This is a genomic window from Pseudaminobacter soli (ex Li et al. 2025), from assembly GCF_029892515.1.
GTDB classification, from domain to species: Bacteria; Pseudomonadota; Alphaproteobacteria; order Rhizobiales; family Rhizobiaceae; genus Pseudaminobacter; species Pseudaminobacter soli_A.
This window is the reverse complement of record NZ_JARXVF010000002.1, coordinates 39117-61077: the sequence shown is the minus strand read 5'-3', so window position 1 is coordinate 61077 and position 21961 is coordinate 39117. Positions and strand designations below refer to the sequence as shown.

The 21961-nt window shown below is 62.2% G+C and carries 19 protein-coding genes; 10 read left to right on the top strand and 9 right to left on the bottom strand.

What is annotated here, in order from left to right; genetic code table 11:
• Positions 1 to 215 precede the first annotated feature (215 nt).
• A complete protein-coding gene (locus M2281_RS11065) occupies positions 216 to 2249 on the top strand; it encodes a 4Fe-4S binding protein (protein ID WP_280821834.1) in 2034 nt (677 codons plus the stop codon).
• 21 nt (positions 2250 to 2270) lie between these two features.
• On the opposite strand, the gene M2281_RS11060 is transcribed toward M2281_RS11065, so the two are convergent.
• Together M2281_RS11060 and M2281_RS11055 are read right to left on the bottom strand one after the other, a co-directional pair.
• A complete protein-coding gene (locus M2281_RS11060; RefSeq protein WP_280821231.1) occupies positions 2271 to 2876 on the bottom strand; it encodes a DUF3306 domain-containing protein in 606 nt (201 codons plus the stop codon).
• Complete coding sequence (locus tag M2281_RS11055; protein ID WP_280821230.1) at positions 2863 to 3384, bottom strand: DUF3305 domain-containing protein; 522 nt, start codon at positions 3382 to 3384, stop codon at positions 2863 to 2865. Before M2281_RS11055 ends, M2281_RS11060 begins: the two co-directional genes overlap by 14 nt.
• Positions 3385 to 3661: 277 nt before the next feature.
• On the opposite strand from M2281_RS11055, the gene M2281_RS11050 reads away from it, so the two are divergent.
• The 4 genes from M2281_RS11050 to M2281_RS11035 all read left to right on the top strand — a co-directional run bounded on the left by M2281_RS11050 (position 3662) and on the right by M2281_RS11035 (position 9149).
• Entirely contained in the window at positions 3662 to 4318 is a 657-nt protein-coding gene (locus tag M2281_RS11050) for a TorD/DmsD family molecular chaperone (protein WP_280821229.1), read from the top strand.
• A 227-nt stretch (positions 4319 to 4545) separates the two neighbouring features.
• Positions 4546 to 7455, top strand: coding sequence for a formate dehydrogenase subunit alpha (locus M2281_RS11045; protein ID WP_280821228.1), 2910 nt, complete (start codon positions 4546 to 4548; stop codon positions 7453 to 7455).
• A gap of 10 nt (positions 7456 to 7465) precedes the next feature.
• The gene (gene fdh3B / locus M2281_RS11040) at positions 7466 to 8056 is read left to right on the top strand and encodes a formate dehydrogenase FDH3 subunit beta (protein WP_280821227.1); all 591 of its coding nucleotides are present in this window, start codon (positions 7466 to 7468) and stop codon (positions 8054 to 8056) included.
• A gap of 67 nt (positions 8057 to 8123) precedes the next feature.
• Positions 8124 to 9149, top strand: a complete 1026-nt coding sequence (locus tag M2281_RS11035; RefSeq protein WP_280821226.1) for a formate dehydrogenase subunit gamma — start codon at positions 8124 to 8126, stop codon at positions 9147 to 9149.
• Positions 9150 to 9207: 58 nt separating this feature from the next.
• On the opposite strand, the gene M2281_RS11030 is transcribed toward M2281_RS11035, so the two are convergent.
• The 4 genes from M2281_RS11030 to M2281_RS11015 all read right to left on the bottom strand — a co-directional run bounded on the left by M2281_RS11030 (position 9208) and on the right by M2281_RS11015 (position 13034).
• Entirely contained in the window at positions 9208 to 9930 is a 723-nt protein-coding gene (locus M2281_RS11030) for an amino acid ABC transporter ATP-binding protein (protein ID WP_280821225.1), read from the bottom strand.
• A complete protein-coding gene (locus M2281_RS11025) occupies positions 9917 to 10585 on the bottom strand; it encodes an amino acid ABC transporter permease (RefSeq protein WP_280821224.1) in 669 nt (222 codons plus the stop codon). The genes M2281_RS11030 and M2281_RS11025 overlap by 14 nt, the downstream gene beginning before the upstream one ends.
• 119 nt (positions 10586 to 10704) lie before the next feature.
• Complete coding sequence (locus M2281_RS11020; RefSeq protein WP_280821223.1) at positions 10705 to 11520, bottom strand: transporter substrate-binding domain-containing protein; 816 nt, start codon at positions 11518 to 11520, stop codon at positions 10705 to 10707.
• 494 nt (positions 11521 to 12014) lie between these two features.
• The gene (locus M2281_RS11015) at positions 12015 to 13034 is read right to left on the bottom strand and encodes a LacI family DNA-binding transcriptional regulator (protein WP_280821222.1); all 1020 of its coding nucleotides are present in this window, start codon (positions 13032 to 13034) and stop codon (positions 12015 to 12017) included.
• Positions 13035 to 13313: 279 nt separating this feature from the next.
• On the opposite strand from M2281_RS11015, the gene M2281_RS11010 reads away from it, so the two are divergent.
• The 5 genes from M2281_RS11010 to M2281_RS10990 all read left to right on the top strand — a co-directional run bounded on the left by M2281_RS11010 (position 13314) and on the right by M2281_RS10990 (position 18961).
• Positions 13314 to 14360, top strand: a complete 1047-nt coding sequence (locus tag M2281_RS11010; protein WP_280821221.1) for an ABC transporter substrate-binding protein — start codon at positions 13314 to 13316, stop codon at positions 14358 to 14360.
• A gap of 71 nt (positions 14361 to 14431) precedes the next feature.
• On the top strand, positions 14432 to 15253 hold the full coding sequence (locus tag M2281_RS11005; RefSeq protein WP_280821220.1) for an ATP-binding cassette domain-containing protein: 822 nt from the start codon (positions 14432 to 14434) through the stop codon (positions 15251 to 15253).
• Positions 15250 to 16512, top strand: a complete 1263-nt coding sequence (locus M2281_RS11000) for a sugar ABC transporter permease (protein ID WP_280821219.1) — start codon at positions 15250 to 15252, stop codon at positions 16510 to 16512. Before M2281_RS11005 ends, M2281_RS11000 begins: the two co-directional genes overlap by 4 nt.
• 22 nt (positions 16513 to 16534) lie before the next feature.
• Positions 16535 to 17263 (top strand): SDR family oxidoreductase, encoded by a 729-nt coding sequence (locus tag M2281_RS10995; RefSeq protein ID WP_280821218.1) that lies wholly within the window; start codon positions 16535 to 16537, stop codon positions 17261 to 17263.
• 60 nt (positions 17264 to 17323) lie between these two features.
• Positions 17324 to 18961, top strand: a complete 1638-nt coding sequence (locus M2281_RS10990) for an FGGY-family carbohydrate kinase (RefSeq protein WP_280821217.1) — start codon at positions 17324 to 17326, stop codon at positions 18959 to 18961.
• Between the two features lie 35 nt (positions 18962 to 18996).
• Here M2281_RS10990 and M2281_RS10985 read toward each other — a convergent pair whose 3' ends face one another.
• The 3 genes from M2281_RS10985 to ppaT form a co-directional block, all read right to left on the bottom strand.
• Positions 18997 to 19833, bottom strand: coding sequence for a sulfite exporter TauE/SafE family protein (locus M2281_RS10985; protein WP_280821216.1), 837 nt, complete (start codon positions 19831 to 19833; stop codon positions 18997 to 18999).
• Between the two features lie 173 nt (positions 19834 to 20006).
• Positions 20007 to 20750 (bottom strand): pyridoxal 4-dehydrogenase, SDR-type, encoded by a 744-nt coding sequence (pldH, locus tag M2281_RS10980; RefSeq protein WP_280821215.1) that lies wholly within the window; start codon positions 20748 to 20750, stop codon positions 20007 to 20009.
• A 31-nt stretch (positions 20751 to 20781) separates the two neighbouring features.
• The gene (gene ppaT / locus M2281_RS10975) at positions 20782 to 21960 is read right to left on the bottom strand and encodes a pyridoxamine--pyruvate transaminase (protein WP_280821214.1); all 1179 of its coding nucleotides are present in this window, start codon (positions 21958 to 21960) and stop codon (positions 20782 to 20784) included.
• Position 21961: the final 1 nt, after the last annotated feature.

Below are 21961 nucleotides of genomic sequence, written 5' to 3'. Positions count from 1 at the left end.
CCAGGCTTTCGCGACATCCAGTACGCGCGTCGGCAATCCAGGCCACAACCTGGTGGGGAACGCCTGGAAAAATACGGCCCCGGCTCATCCGCAAGTGGGATAACCGCAGATCGGCCGGCGCCATTATTTTCTTAGCTTCGCCACGGGATAGGAATATAAGCTGGAAAACGTGGCGGGCGACGGCCGTTGACGCGCTGAAGCGCGGAGGAGCAGAAATGAGCGATGCGAAAAGGCATCTCTTGATCTGCAGTTGCGAAAACTCGATGCCCCTCGACCGCGAGGCGATTGCACGAGGGTGCGGCTCGTGCGGTAGTTCCAAGGCGGATCAGCTGTGCGGCGCCGACCTGCCGCTGTTCAGAGAAGCGATTGCGCGCGGCGAACCAATTACGGTGGCTTGTACGCAGGAGGCGCCGCTGTTTCGCCAGGTGGCCGCCGAAGCGTCCTTCGCGGACCTCATCTTCACCAATATCCGGGAGAATGGCGGCTGGTCGGATGCCGCCGAACTGGCCGGACCCAAGGCGGCCGCGCTGCTTGCCGGTGCGCAGCCGGAAGAGCCCTTCGCCCCCATCACTTTCGAGAGCGATGGCATCATCATGATCTATGGTCGCGACGAGGTGGCGATCGAGGCCGGTCGTCGGCTTGCAGACAGGCTCGACATAACCGTGCTTCTTACGCACCCGGAAAACGTCGTGCCACGCCGTGTCAATGATTTTCCCGTGCTCAAAGGCGACATCCGCACCGCGCACGGGCATCTCGGCGCTTTCGAATTGACGATAGACGGCTTTGCCTTTCCTGTTCCATCTTCGCGCGACGTATTGCGCTTCGGTCAGCCGCGTGATGGGGCGATTTCCAACTGCGACATCATCCTCGATTTGACAGGCAATACGCCGCTCTTCTCCGCGCCGGATCTACGTGCAGGCTATCTGCGTGCCGATCCGCGCGACCCTGTCGCGGTGGAAAGGGCAATCTTCAGGGCGAGCGATCTCGTCGGAACTTTCGACAAGCCGATCTTCGTCCGCTTCGATTCATCGCTCTGTGCACACTCGCGTTCAGGCATCGTCGGTTGCCACCGTTGTCTCGATCTGTGTCCAACTGGGGCCATTACGCCCAGTGGCGATGTCGTGGCTATCGACCCGGCCATCTGCGGCGGCTGCGGATTTTGTGCAGCCGTGTGCCCCACAGGCGCTGCGAGCTACGCGATGCCGGGGCCGGACCGCTTGACGGGGCGCCTGCGCACCATGCTAGCGACCTATCGCGTCGCGGGCGGAAAACAGGCCATCATTCTTTTCCATGATGGCGATCACGGCGAAGCGCTGATCGACGCCCTCGCCCGCTATTACGACGGTCTGCCCGCCAATGTTATTCCATTTCGCGTCAACGAGGTTACGCAGATCGGGCCGGAAAGCATCGCCTCGATCTTCGCCTACGGCGGGGTCGGCGCGGTGTTCCTGACGCGCGATCGACCCCATCATGACATCGAGGGCCTGCGGCGCCTGGTGGACTGGACGGGCACAGCGATTGCCGCCATGGGCTTTGGCGAAGATGCCGTCCGCATCCTTCAGACAGATGATCCCGAACAGCTGCGCGGCGGCCTTGATGCGATCCCTGCGGGGATCGAAGCTGCTGAGCCTTCCACCTTCCTGCCAATCGGGGGCCGTCGTAGCCTCATGGAGACAGCGTTCAGTGAAATGCGGCGAGTGGCCCCCGCGCCGGTTGAGCAAGTTGTTCTGCCGCATGGCGCGCCTTTCGGCAGTGTCACGCTCGATGTCGAGCGCTGCACGCTATGCCACTCGTGCGTCACGGCTTGCCCGACCGGAGCGCTTTCGGCCGAGCCGGACCGTCCCATGCTGCGCTTTGATGAGATCGCCTGCGTACAATGCGGGCTTTGCGAGTCGACCTGCCCGGAAGACGCCATCAGTCTCAATCCAGGCCTCGATTTCGTAGCCTGGCAGGCTCCGCGCCGCACCCTGAAAGAGGAAGAGCCGTTCCTGTGCATTTCCTGCGGCGCACCCTTTGGGACCAAGAGCACCATCGAGCGCATCGTGGCCAAACTGGAGGAAAAGCACTGGATGTACCGCGGCGAAAATGCCGGCCATATCGATCTGGTGCGCATGTGCGAGAATTGCCGCGCCACGGCGATGGTTCATGAGGGCTTCGATCCGAATGCGCCGCAGCGACGGCCAATCCTCACCACCGACGATTTCCTGCGGGCGCGCGATGCCGACAAGGACGGTCGCGGCGGACATTGAAGTCGAGACCTTATAGCAGAGTCATTCCTGATCGAAATGCGGAACGGCGCCGCCGTGATGGCGGGGGCGGTTGTCGGCCGGTCGCCGCGTAGCTGCATCTTCGGATGTATCGCGCGGCGTCTCAGCTCCATCGCCAGCGGCATTGTCAGGTTGTTCCGGTCGGGAGGGCAGCGCGGGGGTCGACGTTTCCGAGATAGCGGTCGCTTGCTCGCTGCCCGATTCCTGGACGGGCCCCTCGTCGAGAACCTGGGCAAGCAACCGGGAAGAAGCATCTGATGCGAGTTGCGTGAAACCGGGGACAATTCCGGTCGAATGGTCCCAAAAATTCTCGTTTGGGCCGATAAAATCGCGGATGGCAGGGTCGGCAGACCAAGCGCGTCGTAGAGCAGCGTTGCGCAAGTGTGTTGGAACGCCAGCCGCGAGAAATCCGCGAAGATCGGTGGTTGCATCAATGGAATCGAGCGACGGCAATTGCGAAAGGTCGACAGCAGCCTCCTCGGTGGCGGTCGTCCCGGCCGGGTTCGGAGTGTTCTCAACTTCGGACGGTTCGGGTTCGCCGGCCGACCCTTCCGTGGCCTTCCGCTTCAGGCGCGACCAGCGCGTGAATATGCCTTCATTCTCGGTCATCGTTCTTCTCGAGGGTGGGCAGACGGCGCGCCAGCGCTTCGGGGTTGGCGCGATCTCGCTTGCGTTTGACGAAACTGTCCTCGACCGGATGGCGTGCCACGAATTCAGCTATCTGGTCGGCAATGGCATGCGGCAGAGGAACAGCCTCCACCAAGGTGCCGGGCTCCGAAAGGGCCTCGCCTTCGGCAGGATCGATCGTAGCCGCCACGACGGAGCAGAGTGAAACGCCGTCAGTTGCGACAATCGCCACCCACACGGAGGGCCGGGGTGACGTGAGATTGTCGCGGTAGCGGCTGGTTTCGGTCCTATAGAGGTCCAGCGATACGGCGCCGGCATAGAAGGTTGCGGACTCTCCGTCGTCGCCGAGACATGTGCCGGGCTCGGCGGCCGGCTTGCCCACGAGCACCGACACTGGCCGCCACGTGAAATCGATCCAGGACGACGCGGCCTTGCGCCGTTCCACCACGATCCCCGCTGGGATGCTGAGATGCGGCATCGGGTTGCTCAACCTACCGCCTCCTTGGTCTTTCTTAAGAAAGATAGTGCTTTTCTCGCGTGGCCGACACCCCAGGGGCAAGGAGTCCTATACACAATAGTTGACGTCTTAAGCTTTTAGGTAGACTGTTTTATCCGGGCAGATGCGGGTCGCCGCATTTCATAAACGGTGCCTCGCTGCCTCGAAGCGGTGGACCGATGCCTGCGCATAATTCCCACCGTGTTGAGGCTGTCGCGCAGATTGCGGAAACCGCATCATTCAGCGCGTTTGTGTCTACTGGAGCGGTGAGATGAGAGCCGCCACAGCACAAGTTCTTTCGGCCCCGGGCTGGGATGAGGCTCCCGCCGGGAAAGGGTTAAATTTGGGCTTTGACGACGAGGTCGACCGCGCTCGTGCGCAGGAATACGCCCTGCTCGCCAGGCTGCTCCTCCATCCGCCGGACCGCGAGCTTCTGGGGCTACTGGCAGCGATCGAGGGCGACGGAACCCAGCTTGGGCGTGCGCATAGCGCTCTCGCTGCAGTTGCGCGTGAGAGCGACCTTGACGAGATAGAGCGGGATCATTTCCGGCTGTTCATTGGCGTTGGTCGAAGCGAGCTTCTGCCTTATGCCTCTTATTATCTCACCGGATTTATCAACGAGCGCCCACTAGCTCGGTTGCGTGGCGACCTGCGCCGGCTCGGGATCGAGCGCGCCCAAGGAAATACCGAACCGGAGGACCATGGTGCGCTGCTGTGCGAGGTCATGGCCGGTTTTGCCCTTCACGCCTACGGCACAGCGGATGCCAAAGCTCAGTCAGCGTTTTTCGAAACACATCTGAAGCCGTGGCTTGGTCGCTTGTTCCTGGATCTGGAGCGTTCGGCCGATTGCGAATTCTACAGACAGCTTGGTCGGCTTGGGCGCGTGTTCATCGAGATCGAGACGGAGGCATTTGCCCTGCCAGCGTGACGGGGATCGGAGGAGAAGGATGGCACATAAACACGAAAACAACGTGCGACGGCGCGATTTTCTGCGAGCTCTCGCCCTTTCTCCCCTCGCAATGACAACGACGCAAGGCACCGAAGCCCGGGCCGACAGCGAAAGCCGTGACCAGCGGACCAGGTCCCTATACCGCAAAACCGAGCACGTGAAGACCTACTACCGGGTGAACCGGTATCCGGGCCGGGGAGAGTGATATGCTTATCAAGCGTTCAGATCGTCCTGCTCGCCAGACCCATTTTGCAGCTTTCGCCGAAGGGCTGGGGCTCGCCCGCCTCGATCGACGCAGCTTCCTACGGCGCTCCGGGCTCGCCGCCGCAGGGCTGGCAACCATCGGCGCCCTGCCGCTCGCCAATATGCGTAAGGCCAAGGCTGGCCCGCCGCCGGCGCCGGGTGCCGCCGTCGAGATCCGCAAGAGCGTCTGCACCCATTGCGCGGTCGGCTGCACGGTCACTGCCGAAGTTTCCAACGGCGTCTGGATCGGCCAGGAACCGAGCTTCGACAGCCCCATCAATCGCGGCTCGCATTGCGCCAAGGGCGCGTCCGTGCGCGAACTGGTGCACAACGACCGGCGCCTCAAATATCCGCTGAAGCTGGTTAATGGCGAGTGGCAGCGGGCAAGTTGGGACGAGGCGATCTCCGCAATCTGCGACAAGTTCATGCAGATACGCGGCACGTCCGGGGCGGATTCCGTCTACTGGCTGGGCTCGGCCAAGTTCACCAACGAGGGCGCCTATCTGTTCCGCAAGCTTGGCGCCTTCTGGGGCACCAACAATACCGACCATCAGGCCCGCATCTGCCACTCCACCACCGTCACCGGCGTCGCCAACACCTGGGGCTATGGCGCCATGACCAACAGCATTAACGACATGCGCAACGCCAAGACGTTGCTCTATGTCGGCAGCAACGCGGCCGAGGCCCATCCGGTCGCCATGCAGCACATGCTGGAGGGCAAGGAGCTCAACAACGCCAACATGATCGTGGTTGACCCGCGCATGACGCGCACGGCCGCCCATGCCACCGACTACGTGCGGCTGCGGCCGGGAACGGACATTGCCTTCCTCTACGGGCTGATGTGGCACATCGTAAAGAACGGCTGGGAGGACAAGGAATTCATCCAGAGCCGCGTCTATGGCTATGACGATGTCCTGAAAGAGATCGAAAAGTGGCCGCCCGACGAGGTCGAGCGCGTCACCGGCGTGCCGGGCGCGCAGGTCGAGCACATTGCCAAGCTGTTTGCCACCGAAAAGCCCGCAACCCTGATCTGGTGCATGGGCCAGACCCAGCACACTGTGGGCACCGCCAATGTTCGCACCAGCTGCATCCTGCTGCTGCTGACTGGCAATGTCGGCAAGCCAGGCACCGGCGCCAACATCCTGCGCGGGCATGACAATGTTCAGGGCGCCACCGATGTCGGCCTCGATATCGTGACGCTGCCCTTCTACTACGGCCTCAAGGACACTGCCTGGAAGCATTGGTCGCGCGTCTGGGAGGTGGACTACGACTGGTTCGTCTCGCGCTTCGACAGCAAGGAGATCATGGAGGCGCCGGGCATTCCGCTGACGCGCTGGTTCGACGCGGTGCTGCTGCCGAAGGACCAGGTGCATCAGAAGGACAATGTGCGGGCTATGTTCGTGCAGGGGCACGCCTCCAACAGCATCACCCGCATCCCGGAATCGCTGAAGGCGCTGGCCAAACTGGACCTTTTGGTGGTGGTCGATCCCCACCCCACCACCTGGGCGTCGCTGTCAGTCAAGTCGGGGCGCAAGGACGGAACATGGCTGCTGCCGGCTTGCACCCAGTTCGAGGCAAAGGGCTCGCGTGTCGCCTCCAACCGCTCGCTGCAATGGGGCGAGCAGATCGTGAAGCCCAGCTTCGAGGCCAAGGACGATCTGGAGATCATGTATCTCATCGCCCAGAAGCTCGGTTTCGCCGACAAGATGTTCAAGAACATCAAGGTCGAGAACAATCTGCCGGAAGCCGAGGACATATTGCGCGAGATGAATCGCGGTAGCTGGAGCACCGGCTATTGCGGGCAGTCGCCCGAGCGGCTGAAGCTGCACATGGCCAACCAGAAGGACTTCGACCTGGTTACCCTGCGCGCCACGAACGGGCCGGCCAAGGGTGACTATTATGGCTTGCCATGGCCCTGCTGGGGCAAACCTGAACTCAAACATCCCGGCACAGCGCTGCTCTACAACACCGGCCTGCACGTAATGGACGGCGGCGGCACGTTCCGCGCCCGTTTCGGAGTGGAGCGGGATGGTGTCAACCTGCTGGCCTCCGGTTCTTATTCGCTCGGCTCGGAGATCCAGGACGGCTATCCTGAATTCACCTATGGCGTGCTCAAGAAGCTCGGTTGGGACCACGACCTGGCGCCGGACGAACTGGCGACCATCCAGAAGATCGGCGGCGACAAGGCCGATGCGGTTTCCTGGTCGACCGACCTTTCCGGCGGCATCCAGCGCGTGGCGATGAAGCACGGGTGTGTGCCTTATGGCAATGCTCGCGCCCGCATGAATGCCTTCGGCGTGCCCGACCCGGTCCCGGTTCACCGCGAGCCAGTCTATACGCCGCGCGTTGATCTGGTGGAGAAATACCCTACGCGACAGGACGAAGTGCAGTTTCGCCTGCCCAATATTGGCTTCTCGGTACAGAAATCGGCGGTGGACAGGCAAGTCGCCAAGCAATTCCCGCTCATCCTGACTTCCGGCCGATTGGTCGAGTTCGAGGGCGGTGGCGAGGAGACGCGCTCCAATCCGTGGCTCGCCGAACTGCAGCAGAACATGTTCATCGAGATCAACCCTGCCGACGCCAGCGAACGTGGCATCGTCAACGGCGCCTGGGTCTGGGTGGCTGGCGCCGAAAACAGCTCGAAGGCCAAGGTGCGGGCGCTGGTGACGGAGCGAGTGGGCAAGGGCGTGGCCTGGATGCCCTTCCATTTCGGCGGCTGGTTCGGCGGTGAGGATCTGCGTGCGAACTACCCGGATGGCGCCGACCCCATAGTTCTTGGCGAAAGCGCGAACACCATGACCACCTACGGCTACGACCCGGCCACCGGTATGCAAGAACCGAAGGCCACGCTCTGCCAGATCACGGCGGCATAAGGAGGCAAGAATGGCACGGATGAAATTCCTCTGCGATGCCGAGCGCTGCATCGACTGCAATGCTTGCGTCACCGCCTGCAAGAACGAACACGAGGTGCCGTGGGGCATCAACAGACGCCGCGTGGTTACCATCAATGACGGCCAGCCGGGCGAGCGCTCGGTGACCATGGCCTGCATGCACTGCACGGACGCGCCCTGCATGGCGGTGTGCCCGGTCAACTGCATCTACACCACCGACGACGGTGTGGTGCTGCACTCCAAGGACCAGTGCATCGGCTGCGGCTACTGCTTCTACGCCTGCCCCTTCGGCGCGCCGCAATACCCGCGGCTCGGCAATTTCGGTTCTCGCGGCAAGATGGACAAATGCACCTTCTGCGCCGGCGGTCCGGAGGTGACCGGCAGCAAGGAGGAATATGAGAAATATGGCGCCAATCGTCTCGCCGAGGGCAAGCTGCCGCTCTGTGCCGAGATGTGCGCGACCAAGTCGCTGCTGGCCGGCGACGGCGAAGTCATCGAGGAGATATTCCGCGACCGGGTGAAGCAGCGCGGCTACAGCTCGGGCGCCTGGGGCTGGAAGACGGCCTACGGCGAAGAAGTTTAGCCCGTCGTGACGGCTTGCCGCCGCCGCAGTGCTGTGGCCGGCAGCCATGAGCAAGGGAGGATGTCAGATGAGCAGTCTTGCCGCCGCAATTCGCAATGTCGCGGGCGCTTGCGCTCTAGCGGGACTGGCAGCACTTTCCTCTCCCATCAGTGCCCAGGAACAAACGCAGCAGCCCGCAACGACGATCATCAATCCGACGGCGCAAGGCGTGACCGAGCAGCAGCTTCTGCAGCAGGAGCCGCGTATCACCGGACGCATCATCATACCCGACAAGAGGGCCGCGGTGCTCATTCAGCCGGCGGGCCGCGAATGGCGTGCCTTTCATGAAATCGCGCTACGTTGGATCGCCGCCATCGCCATACTCGGTATGCTCGCCGTTCTGGTCGCCTTCTATCTGACGCGCGGCATGGTGCGACTGGAAAGCGGCCGCTCCGGCCGCACCATCGTCCGCTTCAACGGCTTCGAACGCTTCGTGCACTGGATGACGGCGACCTGCTTTATCCTGCTCGGATTGTCGGGGCTCAACATCACTTTTGGCAAGAAGTTGCTGATGCCATTGATCGGCCATGACGCATTTTCGACATGGTCTGTGTGGGCCAAATATGCGCACAACTATCTCAGCTTCCCCTTCACCATTGGCGTGGTGCTGATCTTCCTGATGTGGCTTGGAGGGAACATTCCCGACAGGACGGACATCGAATGGCTGAAGCGCGGTGGTGGCATCGTCGGTCACAAGCATCCGCCTGCGGACAGGTTCAATGCTGGCCAGAAGGCCATTTATTGGATCGTCGTGCTGGGTGGCGCAGCGGTGGCGATCAGCGGCTATGTGCTGATCTTTCCCTTCTACGGCACCGACATAGGCAACATGCACGCGGCACACATGGTTCATTCCATCGTAGCTGTGCTGTTCTTCGCGGTGATGCTCGCTCACATCTATATCGGAACGATCGGCATGGAAGGTGCCTTCGAGGCGATGGGCAAGGGCACTGTGGATGTCAACTGGGCGAAGGAGCACCACAAGCTTTGGCTCGAGAAGGAAGCTAAGGCCGACAAGCTACCCGAACAGGATTTGCGGTCGACACCTGCCGAGTAAAGACAAGGATCCCGGCAGAGAAGTGGAGCGTTCTGTAACAACGGCCGAATTGGAACCACTACAGGATCTTTGCCAGGAAACTTTTCGTTCGGTTTCTCTGCGGGTTTGAGAAAAGCTCCTTGGGCGGCCCTTCCTCGAGGATGAGGCCGTCATCCATGAAGATCACCCTATGGCCCACTTCGCGCGCGAAACCCATTTCGTGGGTGACCACGACCATCGTCATTCCCTCGACCGCAAGCGCCTTCATGACTTGCAGCACCTCGCCGACCATTTCGGGATCGAGCGCGGAGGTCGGCTCGTCGAAGAGCATCACGTTCGGCCCCATCGCGAGCGCGCGGGCGATCGCCACGCGCTGCTGCTGGCCGCCGGAGAGTTCGTCGGGATAGTTTGTCTCCTTCCCCACGAGGCCGACCTTGGCCAGAAGCTCGCGCGCGATCCTGTTGGCCTCCTCCGCAGGGATCTTCTTCACCTTGCGCGGCCCGATCGTGATGTTCTCCAGGATTGTCAGGTGCTTGAAGAGGTTGAACTGCTGGAACACCATGCCGACATGCTGGCGTAGCTTGTGGATGTTGGTCTTCGGATCGGTCAACGTCATTCCAGCGATTTCGATTTCGCCGCTGGTGGCCGTCTCCAGCCCGTTCAGGCAGCGCAGGAATGTGCTCTTGCCGCTTCCCGAGGGACCGATGACGACGACGACTTCCTTTTCCTCCACATGGGTGCTTATCCCCTTGAGGATTTCACTGTGGCCGAAGGACTTGTGCAGGTTTCTAACGTTTATCAACTTGAAGCCTCCTCTCGAGATAGGACGAGAACTTCGACAGCAAGAAGATAAGGATAAAGTATAGCACCGCAATGAGGCCCCAGATCGCAAAGGACGCGAAAGTTTCCGCGATCACGATCTCGCCCTTGTAGACCAGCTCGGCGATGCCGACGGGAGCCAGGAGCGAAGTGTCCTTGATCGTCTGGGCCGCCTGGTTGACCAGCGGCGGGATCATCCGCTTGAACGCCTGCGGCAGGACGATATAGCGCATCGTCTGGAAGCCGTTCATGCCGATGCTCTGCGCTGCCTCCTTCTGGCCTCGGTCGACGCCAAGGATGCCCGCGCGGATGATCTCGGTGACGTAGGCGCCCTCGTTCAGGCTGAGTGTCAGCGCGGCCGCGAGGATCGGATACCACAACTGCCCGAACCATTCGTTGACCGGCAGAATGGCGGGCAGCCCCAGAACGATGAAGAAAAGCTGCACCAGAAGCGGAGTCGACCGGAAAATCTCGACATAGGCGGTAGCGATCCACCGCAGCGGCGCAAACTTTGAAAGCCGCATCAGCGCCGCGATCAAGCCGATGACCACCATCAGGATGATGGCAACGATCGAATACTGGATCGTCAAGCGCAGACCGACCAGGATGACAGGTAGGTTTTGCCAGATGGCGTCCATGGACGTCCCCCGAGTTATCCTTCTCTCGCATCAATCTACGCGCAAGTGCGCGGGGCCAATCGCGCGCCGCGCGTTCCGCCCGGCGAAACCGCCGGATATTGATCGTGCCGGGACGATCCTCAGTCCTTGACCGCGACGGAGTCCGGCTTCTCCACGCCCTCGACCGCGCCACTCAAATCGCCGCCGAAATATTTCTCGAAGAGCTTCTTGTATTCTCCGCTCTCCTTGATCTTGGCCAGTCCGTCATTGATCTTGGCGGCCAGCTCGGGCTTCTTCTTGCTGACGGCGATGCCATAATACTCGCCCGTCAGGAGCGGCCCCACGGTCTTGACGTTGCCGTGCTTGGTCTTGAAGTCGATGTTGACCGGATTGTCGAAGATGACCGCGTCAGCCCCGCCGGTCGCGAGCGCCTGATAGGCGGCGTCGATGGTCTGGAACTGCTTGATATAGTCGGACGGGAAACCGTGGTCGGTTAGATAGTCAACCGACGAGGTGGCCTTCTTGGTCGCGACAACATGGCCCTTCAGATCGTCGAAACCTTTGATGTCGGAGTCCTTCTTGACCAGGACCGAAAGTCCGGACTTGTAGTAGGCGTCGCTGAAATCGACATTCTGCAGGCGGCTGGTCTTGATCGTGATTCCGGCCACGGCCGCGTCGAGCGAGCCGGCCTGCAGGCTGGGGATGATCCCGTTGAACGGCAGCGTCTTTAGGGTGACCGTCATGTTCTCGGCCTCGGCGATCGCCTTGATCAGGTCGATATCGAACCCGGTGACCTCACCGCTCGTCTCGGTCTCGAAAGGTGGGAAGGTGGTGTCCGCGCCGACGACGATGTTAGTCGCGCCGTCAGCAGCAATTGCCGCGGACGGCACACCGAATGTGAGCGTGAGGCCGGAAGCAAGCAACGCGGCCAGCGCGATGAGCGATTTGTTCTTCACGGTTGTCTCCTTTCAACGGGCGTTCGTCAGCTTTGAAATGCGCCGACAATCGAGAGTGGCATGTCATTCAATTCACCCCTAGCCCGTGTGGGAATCTGGACCCGGAGGCATCCAGCGTCAAGTTTTGGCGCGAGATCAAACGGGATCAGCGGGCGATGCCATGTCTCCGGCCTGTTTGTGCGGCACGATATGACCGCTGGCCCTGATGTTGTCCGGGGCTTTCGGTGCTGGCAGTTCGAGACAGAGATCCTGCGACGCCTTTGGACGGTCAGCGCACCAGTGTTGCCTCAATGCGGTACCGAAGGCGCTGCTCCTCGATGAACCCTTTTCGAAACTGGGTTCCAACCTGCGGCGTGAGTTTCGCCGCTTTGCGTTCGATCGGGCCGCTGCCAAGCGACTTCCGGTTCTGTTGTTCAGCCACGACGTCGGAGAGCCACAGGAATGGACGGGTGATTGGCCTTGCTCGCTAGGTTGCCGACGCCATCTGCCACCTGTCACGCGCTACCCATGAAGACAGGCGCAACCTCGATCAGCGACGACTGGCTTGAACCCTGATCTATGATATCGAACACAGCGTTGAGCATGCCCGGGACGTCCTGGCGGACCATTTCGATGCTGTCGCCGAGCAGCGCGGCGAAGGGATCCCAGTCGAAACAGCCTATGATCGGTGGCCGGCCATCATAATGGCCCGATCGCCGGATCCAGCGCATCACCCCTTCCAGCGATATCGTCGAATTGACGAACATGCCTTGCGGCAGGTGCGTCTCCCGACTCGCCAAGGCATCGAGAGCGTTTTCAGCTTTCTCCGGCGCGTAGCCGCAGGCCAGGATATGGCTTTCATCGACCGCCACGCCCACTTCCGCATGGGCAGCGCGGAAGCCGCGCACACGTTCGGCGGTGTTGTGGTCGCTGCCGCGTCCGCCAATGAACAGCAGCGGCGAGGCCTGGCCCAGCTTGCGCTCGCAATTTGCCAGAACTCTCCGGGTCAGTTCCCTGGCGCCGGCGAAATTGTCCGAGATCACCGAGGGTGCCCGCGATCCCGGCAGATCAAGGTTGAGGCTTTTGACGCCAGACGCGGCGCAGATATCGGTGATCCGGTCGGGATCAGTAGCGCCGGTCGCGACCAGCCATTCGACCTGATAGGAAAGCATGGTGCGCGCAGCCTCGATCTCGAGCGCGGGATCTCGTCGCGTGCAGGTGATGATCGGAAACAGCCCCCGCTCTCGCGCCATGTTTTCGAACGTCTCGACGATCGAGCCGAAATAGCGGTTGTCGTATTTGGGGACGATCATGCCGATGATCTTTGACTTCTCCCGCCTGAGAAGGCTCGCCTGCATGTTGACGGCATAGCCCTGCTCTTCGGCGAGGCGCGTGATTTTGTCGGCTAACTGGCTGCTTATCCTGCGTTTCTTCCAGTTGCCGCTCAACACCGCGCTGACCGCACTCGCGGACGTGCCGGCGAGCGCGGCCAGGTCGTAGATGGTCGTCTTCTTGGTCTGCTTGTCTCGATTCACGAACGCTTGTCTCCCCTTCGGACACTAGCTTGACATTAATAACCGGAGGTGGCAATTTTTGCTACATCGATTGAGCTAATCTGCTCAATCGGTGAAGTTGGTTGGCTGTGTAGGGTCGACCGGGGAGACGTCCGGGTAGAATCCACAATCATGGCCGGGTCGGCTCGTGTCGATGTCGGAGGGTGATTTGCGCGCTTTGCTCAAAAAAGGGGCAACGGGGCCTTGGGCATTAAACCGGACCTCTCGACACGAGTTATTGGTCACTCAAGGAGGAGACAAATGATTTTTCGCACTATGTTGATGGCAACCACCGCCGCCGCCGCCATGTTCGCGGGCGCGGCCTATGCCCAGGAGTCGGCAACGGTCGCGTTCCTGATGCCCGATCAGGCGTCGACGCGCTATGAGGAGCACGACTATCCGGGCTTCAAGGCCGAGATGGAGAAGCTCTGCGCCGGCTGCACCGTTATCTACCAGAATGCAAATGCCGACGCGGCTTTGCAGCAGCAGCAGTTCAACTCGGTGATCGCCCAGGGCGCCAAGGTCATCGTGCTCGACCCTGTCGATTCCGCGGCTGCCGCCGGGCTCGTCGAGATCGCCCATTCCCAGGACGTGAAGGTCATCGCCTATGACCGCCCGATCCCGGACAAGGCCGCCGACTACTACGTCTCCTTCGACAATGAAGGCATCGGTTATGCGATTGCCAAGTCGCTGGTGGATCATCTGAAGGCAAGCGGCGTTGCGGAAGGTTCGGGCGTGCTGGAGATCAACGGTTCTCCGACCGATGCCGCGGCTGGCCTCATCCGTGACGGTATCCATCGCGGCCTGAAGGACTCGGGCTACAAGACGCTCGCCGAATTCGACACGCCGGAATGGGCGCCGCCGAAAGCTCAGGAATGGGCGGCCGGCCAGGTCACCCGGTTCGGTGACGAGATCAAGGGCGTGGTCGCTGCAAACGACGGCACGGCAGGTGGCGCCATCGCGGCCTTCAAGGCTGCAGGCGTGAAGCCGGTTCCTCCGGTCACGGGCAACGACGCCACGATCGCCGCGCTGCAGCTGATCATCTCCGGCGACCAGTACAACACGATCTCCAAGCCGTCCGAGATCGTCGCCGCGGCTGCGGCCAAGGTTGCCGTGCAGCTGGTCAAGGGTGAGACGCCCGAGCCGAAGGCAACCCTCTACAACACGCCGTCCGAGCTCTTCGTCCCGGCCGTCGTGACCGCCGAGAACATCAAGGCGGAAATCTTCGATAAGGGTATCCAGAAGCCCGAGGAAGTCTGCACCGGCGAATATGCTGAAGGTTGCAAGAAACTCGGTATTACCCAGTAATATCCTCCCGAGAGTGTCCGGCCGGCTTGGTCCGGCCGGGCACACCGCAGCGTCCAAAAGAGCGTTCAGCCATGGTGCGAGAAGTCAGCGCAATGCCGGAAAGGGGCAGCCCCATTTTGCGGCTGAGCCAGGTTTCCAAGAATTTCGGAGCCGTGTCGGCATTGACCGACATCGACCTAGAGGTTCACGCAGGTGAGGTCGTGGCCCTGGTGGGCGACAACGGCGCCGGCAAGTCGACCCTGATCAAGATCCTGGCAGGCGTCCACCAAGCCTCCTCGGGCAGCATCGAATTCTGCGGCCGGCAGGTTACGCTCGACAGCCCGAGCCGGGCGCTCGAACTTGGCATCGCCACGGTCTTCCAGGATCTGGCACTCTGCGAAAACCTCGACGTCGTCGCCAATCTCTTCCTGGGACACGAGCTTTCGCCCTGGAATCTCGATGAGGTGGCGATGGAAGTGCGGGCCTGGACCCTGCTGAAGGAGCTCGCCGCGCGCATCCCGTCGGTACGACAGCCGATCGCTTCGCTGTCGGGGGGCCAACGCCAGACCGTCGCAATCGCCCGGTCGTTGCTGCTCGATCCCAAGATCATCATGCTCGACGAGCCGACTGCCGCACTCGGCGTCGCGCAGACGGCGGAAGTATTGAACCTGATCGAGCGCGTCCGCGACCGCGGCCTCGGCGTCATCATCATCAGTCACAACATGGAGGATGTCCGCGCCGTTGCAGACCGCATCGTGGTCTTGCGGCTCGGTCGCAACAACGGGGTCTTCACCCCTGACGCCTCCAACCATGAACTTGTCACGGCCATCACGGGCGCTACGGAAAACGCGGTATCGCGCCGTCACGAACGCAAGGTGGTCCAGAGTACCAGCGTAGGCGGAACAACCGCATGACCCAGCAGATTTCCAAGGATCCGGCGAACCAGGCCAAGGCCCTCGACCGCAGTGACGAACGCGTCAAGCATGACGAGGGCATTCTTGACATGGTGCGCGGCTTCATCGACCGCATCCGCTCCGGTGATCTGGGCATGTTGCCCGTCGCCGTCGGACTGGTGGTGATTTCGACGGTCTTCAGCATCCTCAATCCGGTCTTCCTGGCACCGAACAACCTCGTGAACCTGCTGTTCGACTGCGCGACTGTCGGTGTCATCTCGCTTGGCATCGTCTGTGTGCTGCTGCTTGGAGAAATCGATCTCTCCGTCGGCTCGATGAGCGGTCTCGCTTCTGCGATCATCGGTGTGCTGTGGGTCAACTCCGGCTGGCCGGTTGCCGGTGCCATCTTTGTGGCGCTGCTCGTCGGTGCGGCCGTTGGTGCGCTTTATGCGGTGCTCTACAACCGGCTCGGCATGCCGAGCTTCGTGGCCACCCTTGCCGGCCTGCTCGCGCTGCTCGGCCTGCAGCTTTACATCCTGGGGCCGACCGGCAGCATCAATCTGCCTTACGCCTCGCCGCTGGTCCGCTTCGGCCAGGTCATGGTCATGCCGCATTGGGTCTCGCACACCCTGGCCTTCCTGCCTGGATTGGTCATGATTGCCGTCGGTCTCAACAATCGCCGGCGCCGCCAGGCCGTCAATCTCTCGTCCCGGCCGCTGGGTGCTTTGATCGTAAAGGCCCTCGTGCTGACCGCGGCGCTCGAATTCGCTGTCTACTATCTCAATCTCGGCCGCGGCGTGCCGTGGATGTTTGGCCTGTTCGTCGCGCTGGTCGTCATCCTCAATTACGCGCTCACCCAGACCAAATGGGGCCGCTCCATGTTCGCCGTCGGCGGCAACCGCGAAGCCGCTCGCCGCTCTGGCATCAATGTTCGCCGGATCTATCTCAGCGGCTTCATGCTTTGCTCCACGCTTGGCGCGCTGGGCGGCATCCTTGCCGCTTCCCGCCTGGCTTCTTCGAGCCAGCAGGCCGGCACCGGTGACGTCAACCTGAACGCTATCGCGGCAGCCGTCATCGGCGGAACCAGCCTTTTCGGCGGCCGGGGCAGCGCCTATTCCGCACTGTTGGGCATCATCGTCATCCAGGCGATTTCCAATGGACTTACGCTTCTCAATCTCAGCTCGTCCTTGCGCTACATGATCACGGGCGCGGTGCTTGCGATCGCCGTCATCGTCGACTCGCTCGCCCGCCGGTCTCGCGTCAGCCACGGCCGCGCCTGACAATACCCAATAGGAATTCGACATGGCAGAACTCATGAAAGGCAAGGTCGCAGCGATCACCGGTGCGGCTTCTGGCATCGGGCTGGAATGCGCCCGCACGCTTCTCGCCGAAGGCGCGACCGTCGTGTTAATCGACCGCGCCAAGGACAAGCTTGAGGCCCTGTGCGCGGAACTTGGCGATCGCGCCAAGCCGCTGGTCGTCGACCTTCTCGCACCTGAAGAAGTCTCCGGCATGCTGCCGCGCATCCTCGAGGTCGCTGGCCGGCTCGATATCTTCCACGCCAATGCTGGCGCCTATATCGGCGGCGCGGTGGCGGAAGGCGATCCGGACGCCTGGGATCGGATGCTGAACCTCAACATCAATGCTGCGTTCCGCTCCGTCCACGCGGTCCTGCCGCATATGATAGCGCAGAAATCAGGCGATATTCTCTTTACCAGCTCGATCGCCGGTGTCGTGCCGGTCGTCTGGGAACCGATCTACACGGCCTCCAAGTTTGCCGTTCAGGCCTTTGTGCATTCGACCCGCCGGCAGGTCGCCCAGTACGGCGTGCGTGTCGGCGCAGTGTTGCCCGGTCCGGTGGTCACGGCCCTTCTGGATGACTGGCCCAAAGCCAAGATGGAAGAAGCGCTTGCCAATGGCAGCCTGATGCAGCCGAAGGAAGTGGCCGAGGCAGTGCTCTTCATGCTTTCGCGGCCCCGCAACGTGACGATCCGCGACCTCGTGATCTTGCCGAACAGTGTCGATCTCTGAGATTGGCGACGAGGTCACGTCCGCCCTCGATACTTAAAGACCTTTTGAGAGCTTGAGACCATGAGCAACACGTCTGGCACGCCGGCGCCGGAGAGCGCTACTTACGTCATCGGCGTCGATGTCGGGACAGGAAGCGCGCGCGCCGGCCTGTTCGACCTTGGCGGTCGCATGCTCTCGGTAGCCAAGCGGGACATATCCCTGTTCCGCGAGCCGGGCGCCATGGTCGAGCAGTCGAGCACCGAAATCTGGCAGGCCGTATGCGCCATCGTGCGCGAAGTGGTGGCATCCGCAGGCGTCGATCCCGCATCGGTGATCGGTCTCGGCTTCGATGCCACCTGCTCCCTTGTGGCGCTGGGCGAAGGCGGCAGGCCGCTCCCGGTTGGCCCCTCCGAGGACCCCAACCGCGACATCATCGTCTGGATGGACCATCGCGCCGTTTCGCAGGCCGAGCGCATCAATGAGCTCGGACATGACGTGCTGCGCTATGTCGGCGGGCGCATCTCACCTGAGATGGAGACGCCGAAGATCCTGTGGCTGAAGGAGAACCGCCCGCAGGTTTTTGATGCCGCCTGGCAGTTCTTCGACCTTGCCGATTTCCTCACCTGGCGAGCGACAGGCGATCTTGCCCGTTCGACCTGCACGGTCACCTGCAAATGGACCTACCTTGCCCATGAGCAGCGGTGGGATTCGACCTATTTCCGCAAGATCGGCCTCGGTCAGCTCGCGGACGAAGACTTTTCGCGGATCGGCACTCGTATCGTCGAACCCGGCACTCTGCTGGGTCAGGGGCTGACGGAAGAGGCGGCGCAGGCCATGGGGCTCAGGCCCGGCACGTCAATCGCCGCCGGCATGATCGACGCTCACGCGGGCGGCATTGGGACCGTTGGCATCGGCGGGCAGCCCGAACGCAATCTCGCCTATGTCTTCGGTACCTCCTCCTGCACGATGACCTCCACGGCAGAGCCGGTTTTCGTCCCCGGTGTCTGGGGCCCGTACTACTCGGCCATGGTGCCGGGCATGTGGCTCAACGAGGGCGGCCAAAGCGCGGCGGGCGCCGCCATAGACCAGCTTCTTCGCTTCCATCCAGCGGCTCAGGAGGTAGCAGCCCTGGCTGCATCAAAGGGCATGGCCCTGCCGGTCATGCTTGCCGACCTTGCGGCGGAAAAGATGGGCACTTCATCCGAGGCCGTGCGCCTGGCGACCGGTCTGCATGTCGTACCGGAGTTCCTCGGCAATCGTGCTCCCTTCGCTGATCCTCATGCCCGCGCCGTGATTGCGGGCCTCGGGATGGAGCGGGACCTCGACAGCCTCGTGGCGCTCTATGTCGCGGGGATCTGCGGCATCGGCTATGGGCTGAAGCAGATCATCGACACCCAGGCCACCGCCGGTGCAAATGTGGACCAGATCGTCATCAGCGGCGGTGCGGGCCAGCATGATTTCGTCCGCCAGATCCTTGCCGACGCCAGCGGTAAACCGGTTGTCGCGCCAAATTCGGACGAGCCGGTCCTCCTCGGGTCCGCTATCCTGGGTGCGGTAGCCGCCGGTGCGTTTGCCGATGTTCGCCAGGCGATGGCGAGCCTGTCCGGCACCGCTCGTGTTTACCGTCCCGCTGAGGGCCCCCTGGCGGGAGTCCACTCCGAACGATACGAAGCGTTCAAGGATTTGCAGAGCACTTCCCGCCGAGTGCGAAACTGCTGACCGGCGCTTGATGCATCGGCCATTAAGCGAAACGCCTAAGAGATGAGCATCCTGGCAGCTGTGATTGCGAGAAAGAAAGCGAAAGCAAGCTTCAGATAGCGCGCGTTCAGCACATGCGCGAGATGCGCGCCCCAGGGGGCGAGCAGATAGCTGATCGGCGCGATGATCAGCACCGCCGGCAGGCTGACGAAGCCGAGGCTGAGCGGCGGCCGTCCAGCAACACTGAGCCCCGCCCAGATGAAGCCGGCGACGCCCGGAATGGCAATCAGCAGGCCGAGCGCCGACGAGGTGCCGACCGCGCGGTGGACGGGGAAGGAAAAGCTTGCCAGCGTCGGCACCGACAGCGTGCCGCCGCCGATCCCCATCAGCGCGGAGATGAAGCCGATGACGGTCGCGATGGCGCGGTTGACCCAGGCGCTTTTCGGCAGGTGATCGGAAATGACCAGATGCTTGGGCATCGACAGGTTGATGGCCACCAGAAGACCGACCACGCCAAACACCAGGCGCAAGCCGCCGCCGGGGATGAACTTCGACATGATGCCGCCGATCAATGCGCCGACGAACACCGCCGGCCCCCAGAGGCTCAACAGCGCGTGATCGACATTGCCACGCTTGGCGTGGGCCCGCATCGACGAAATCGAGGTCGGGATGATGATCGCCAGCGAGGTGGCAACGGCGAGATGACTGGTGATCGAGGCCGGGAAGTGGAACAGCGTCAGCACCCAGAACAGCACCGGCACGATGACGATGCCGCCGCCGACGCCGAGCAGGCCGGCGAGGATGCCGGAAATGACGCCGGTGGCGGCGAAGCCGGCGATCAGCGCGACGATTGTCTGGCCGTCGAACATCGACGGATCAAGTGCTTGTTCCAAAACTCTAGTCCTTCAGAAATTGCGCGCGCCAGCCAAAACGGCAGAGGCGAAGTGCTGCCGTGATTGATACTAACTGCCCAGGCAGATCACGCCACCGGTTACACAAGTAACTCGGAGCGTGAACCACCTGGGCGCCAGGGCGCTGCGACCATTATGCGCCCAGGATCCGATCTTCAGTGCCGGACCATGCCGGCATCGACATTCAGCGTCTGGCCGGTGATCCAGCGCGCGTCGTCGGACGCGAGGAAGGCCACCACGTCGGCGATATGCTCAGGCTGGCCTTTGCCGGGCATGGCCTGAAGCATCTCAACGAAGCCGAACGCCTCGTTATGCGGGCCGGCCTTGACGCCGTCGCTCTCGATGAGGCCCGGCGTCACTGCATTGGCAGTGATGTTGTGCTTACCAAGCTCGGTCGCCAAGGCGCGGGTGAAGCCGATTACGCCGCCTTTCGCCGCCACATAGGCCGCCATATTCGGCGTGCCGGCAAAGAAGGTGTTGGACGAGATGCTGATCACACGGCCTGGCTTGTTGGCCGTACGCATCTGGTCGGTCGCCGCACGCGTGACGAGGAAGGTCCCCGTCAGGTTGACGTCGATGATCTTGCGCCAATGGTCGAGATCAACGTCGTCCCACGCAACGAAGGGCACGATGCTTGCATTGTTGACCAGGATGTCCACGCCGCCGGTCTTGTCGAGTTCCGAGAACAGCGCCTTCACCGAAGCCGGATCGGAAACGTCGAGCGCGAAGGCACGCGCCTTGCCGCCGATGGAAGAGGCGGCGGCCTTGGCGCCTTCCGCATTGATGTCGCCGATGATGACTGCGGCGCCATCCGCCGCCAACCGCTTGGCAATTGCCCTGCCGATGCCCTGTGCCGCTCCGGTAACCAGAGCCGTCTTTCCTGCGAGCCGGTTGCTCATGACCAATCTCCCCTCAATCCCTGTTGAAAAATCATTCGTCGGCATCGATGACCGCGAGCGCGGCATCGATGCCCCTGCCGATGGCCAGCTTCTGGCCCATCGCGTTCAGTGCGCCGCCTAGCGCGGTCAGCGCCGCGACCGCATAGATCGGCTGCGCGGTCGGGCCCATGTGGCCGATACGGGTCAGCTTTCCGAGCGTCTCGCCACGGCCTGACGAGAACACGACGCCATAACGTTCACGCACCGCCTGACGCAGCGCCACTTCGTCCACACCCACCGGCGCGCGGATTGCGGTGGTGGTGGGCGAAGCAATCTTCTCGTTTGCTGCCCAGATTGAAAGCCCCATGGCCTGCGCGCCCGCACGCGTGGCTTTGGCGGTCAGCGCGTGGCGAGCCCAGACCGCTTCCGGGCCTTCGTTCAGGTAAAGATCCAGCGCCACATCGAGACCATTGATCTCCGCAACGGATGGCGTGAACGGGAACGGATGCTTGTGCGACCAGGCATTTTCCCAATCGAGAATGCTCAGCACCGAAGCGCGCGGCGCCGCAGGGTTTGCCTTCATCTTGGCCCAGGCGCGATCGCTCACACCCATCATGGTCAGGCCGGGAGGCGCGCCTAGGCACTTGTTAGGGCCGGTGATGTAAAGATCGGCTTTGCAGTCTTCGGGGTGGGTCTTCATGCCGCCGAAGGACGATACGGCGTCGACGATCAGATAGGCGCCGTGCGCCGACACGATCGCGCCGATCTCATCGATGGGGTTGATCGTGCCCGACGGGGTGTCGTGATGGCAGACGGCGACGATGGTGATCTCCGGATGCTTCTTCAGCATGTCGGCAACGGCCTGCGGATCGATGGCCTCGTTGTAGGGCGTCTCGATCTCAAGCAAGTTCGGCGAATAGCGCTTGGCCCAGTAGCCGAAGCCCTTGCCATAGACGCCGGAAGCGAGGTTGAGCACGACATCCTCGCTGGAAATCAGCGAAGCTGCCGCAGCCTCCAACCCCATCACCGGCTCGCCCTGCAGCAGCACTGGCCGGGTGGATAGACGCATCGCCTTCTGCGCCTTGGCGACGACGTTCTCATAAAACAGCTGGAACGCCGGATCGTAATCGTAAAGCACGGTGCGCCCGAGACCGCGCAGCACATCCGCATATGCGTTTACAGGTCCCGAGGTGAGCGTGATCACCGGATCCGCATTGTCCTTATATCTCATA

Bases quoted from the DNA above. Each gene is read 5' to 3' on its own strand.
- M2281_RS11065 (WP_280821834.1), top strand. From the start codon at position 216: ATGAGCGATGCGAAAAGGCATCTCTTGATCTGCAGTTGCGAAAACTCG.
- M2281_RS11060 (WP_280821231.1), bottom strand. From the start codon at position 2,876: ATGACCGAGAATGAAGGCATATTCACGCGCTGGTCGCGCCTGAAGCGG.
- M2281_RS11050 (WP_280821229.1), top strand. From the start codon at position 3,662: ATGAGAGCCGCCACAGCACAAGTTCTTTCGGCCCCGGGCTGGGATGAG.
- M2281_RS11045 (WP_280821228.1), top strand. From the start codon at position 4,546: ATGCTTATCAAGCGTTCAGATCGTCCTGCTCGCCAGACCCATTTTGCA.
- fdh3B (WP_280821227.1), top strand. From the start codon at position 7,466: ATGGCACGGATGAAATTCCTCTGCGATGCCGAGCGCTGCATCGACTGC.
- M2281_RS11035 (WP_280821226.1), top strand. From the start codon at position 8,124: ATGAGCAGTCTTGCCGCCGCAATTCGCAATGTCGCGGGCGCTTGCGCT.
- M2281_RS11025 (WP_280821224.1), bottom strand. From the start codon at position 10,585: ATGGACGCCATCTGGCAAAACCTACCTGTCATCCTGGTCGGTCTGCGC.
- M2281_RS11010 (WP_280821221.1), top strand. From the start codon at position 13,314: ATGATTTTTCGCACTATGTTGATGGCAACCACCGCCGCCGCCGCCATG.
- M2281_RS11005 (WP_280821220.1), top strand. From the start codon at position 14,432: ATGGTGCGAGAAGTCAGCGCAATGCCGGAAAGGGGCAGCCCCATTTTG.
- M2281_RS11000 (WP_280821219.1), top strand. From the start codon at position 15,250: ATGACCCAGCAGATTTCCAAGGATCCGGCGAACCAGGCCAAGGCCCTC.
- M2281_RS10995 (WP_280821218.1), top strand. From the start codon at position 16,535: ATGGCAGAACTCATGAAAGGCAAGGTCGCAGCGATCACCGGTGCGGCT.
- M2281_RS10990 (WP_280821217.1), top strand. From the start codon at position 17,324: ATGAGCAACACGTCTGGCACGCCGGCGCCGGAGAGCGCTACTTACGTC.
- pldH (WP_280821215.1), bottom strand. From the start codon at position 20,750: ATGAGCAACCGGCTCGCAGGAAAGACGGCTCTGGTTACCGGAGCGGCA.
- ppaT (WP_280821214.1), bottom strand. From the start codon at position 21,960: ATGAGATATAAGGACAATGCGGATCCGGTGATCACGCTCACCTCGGGA.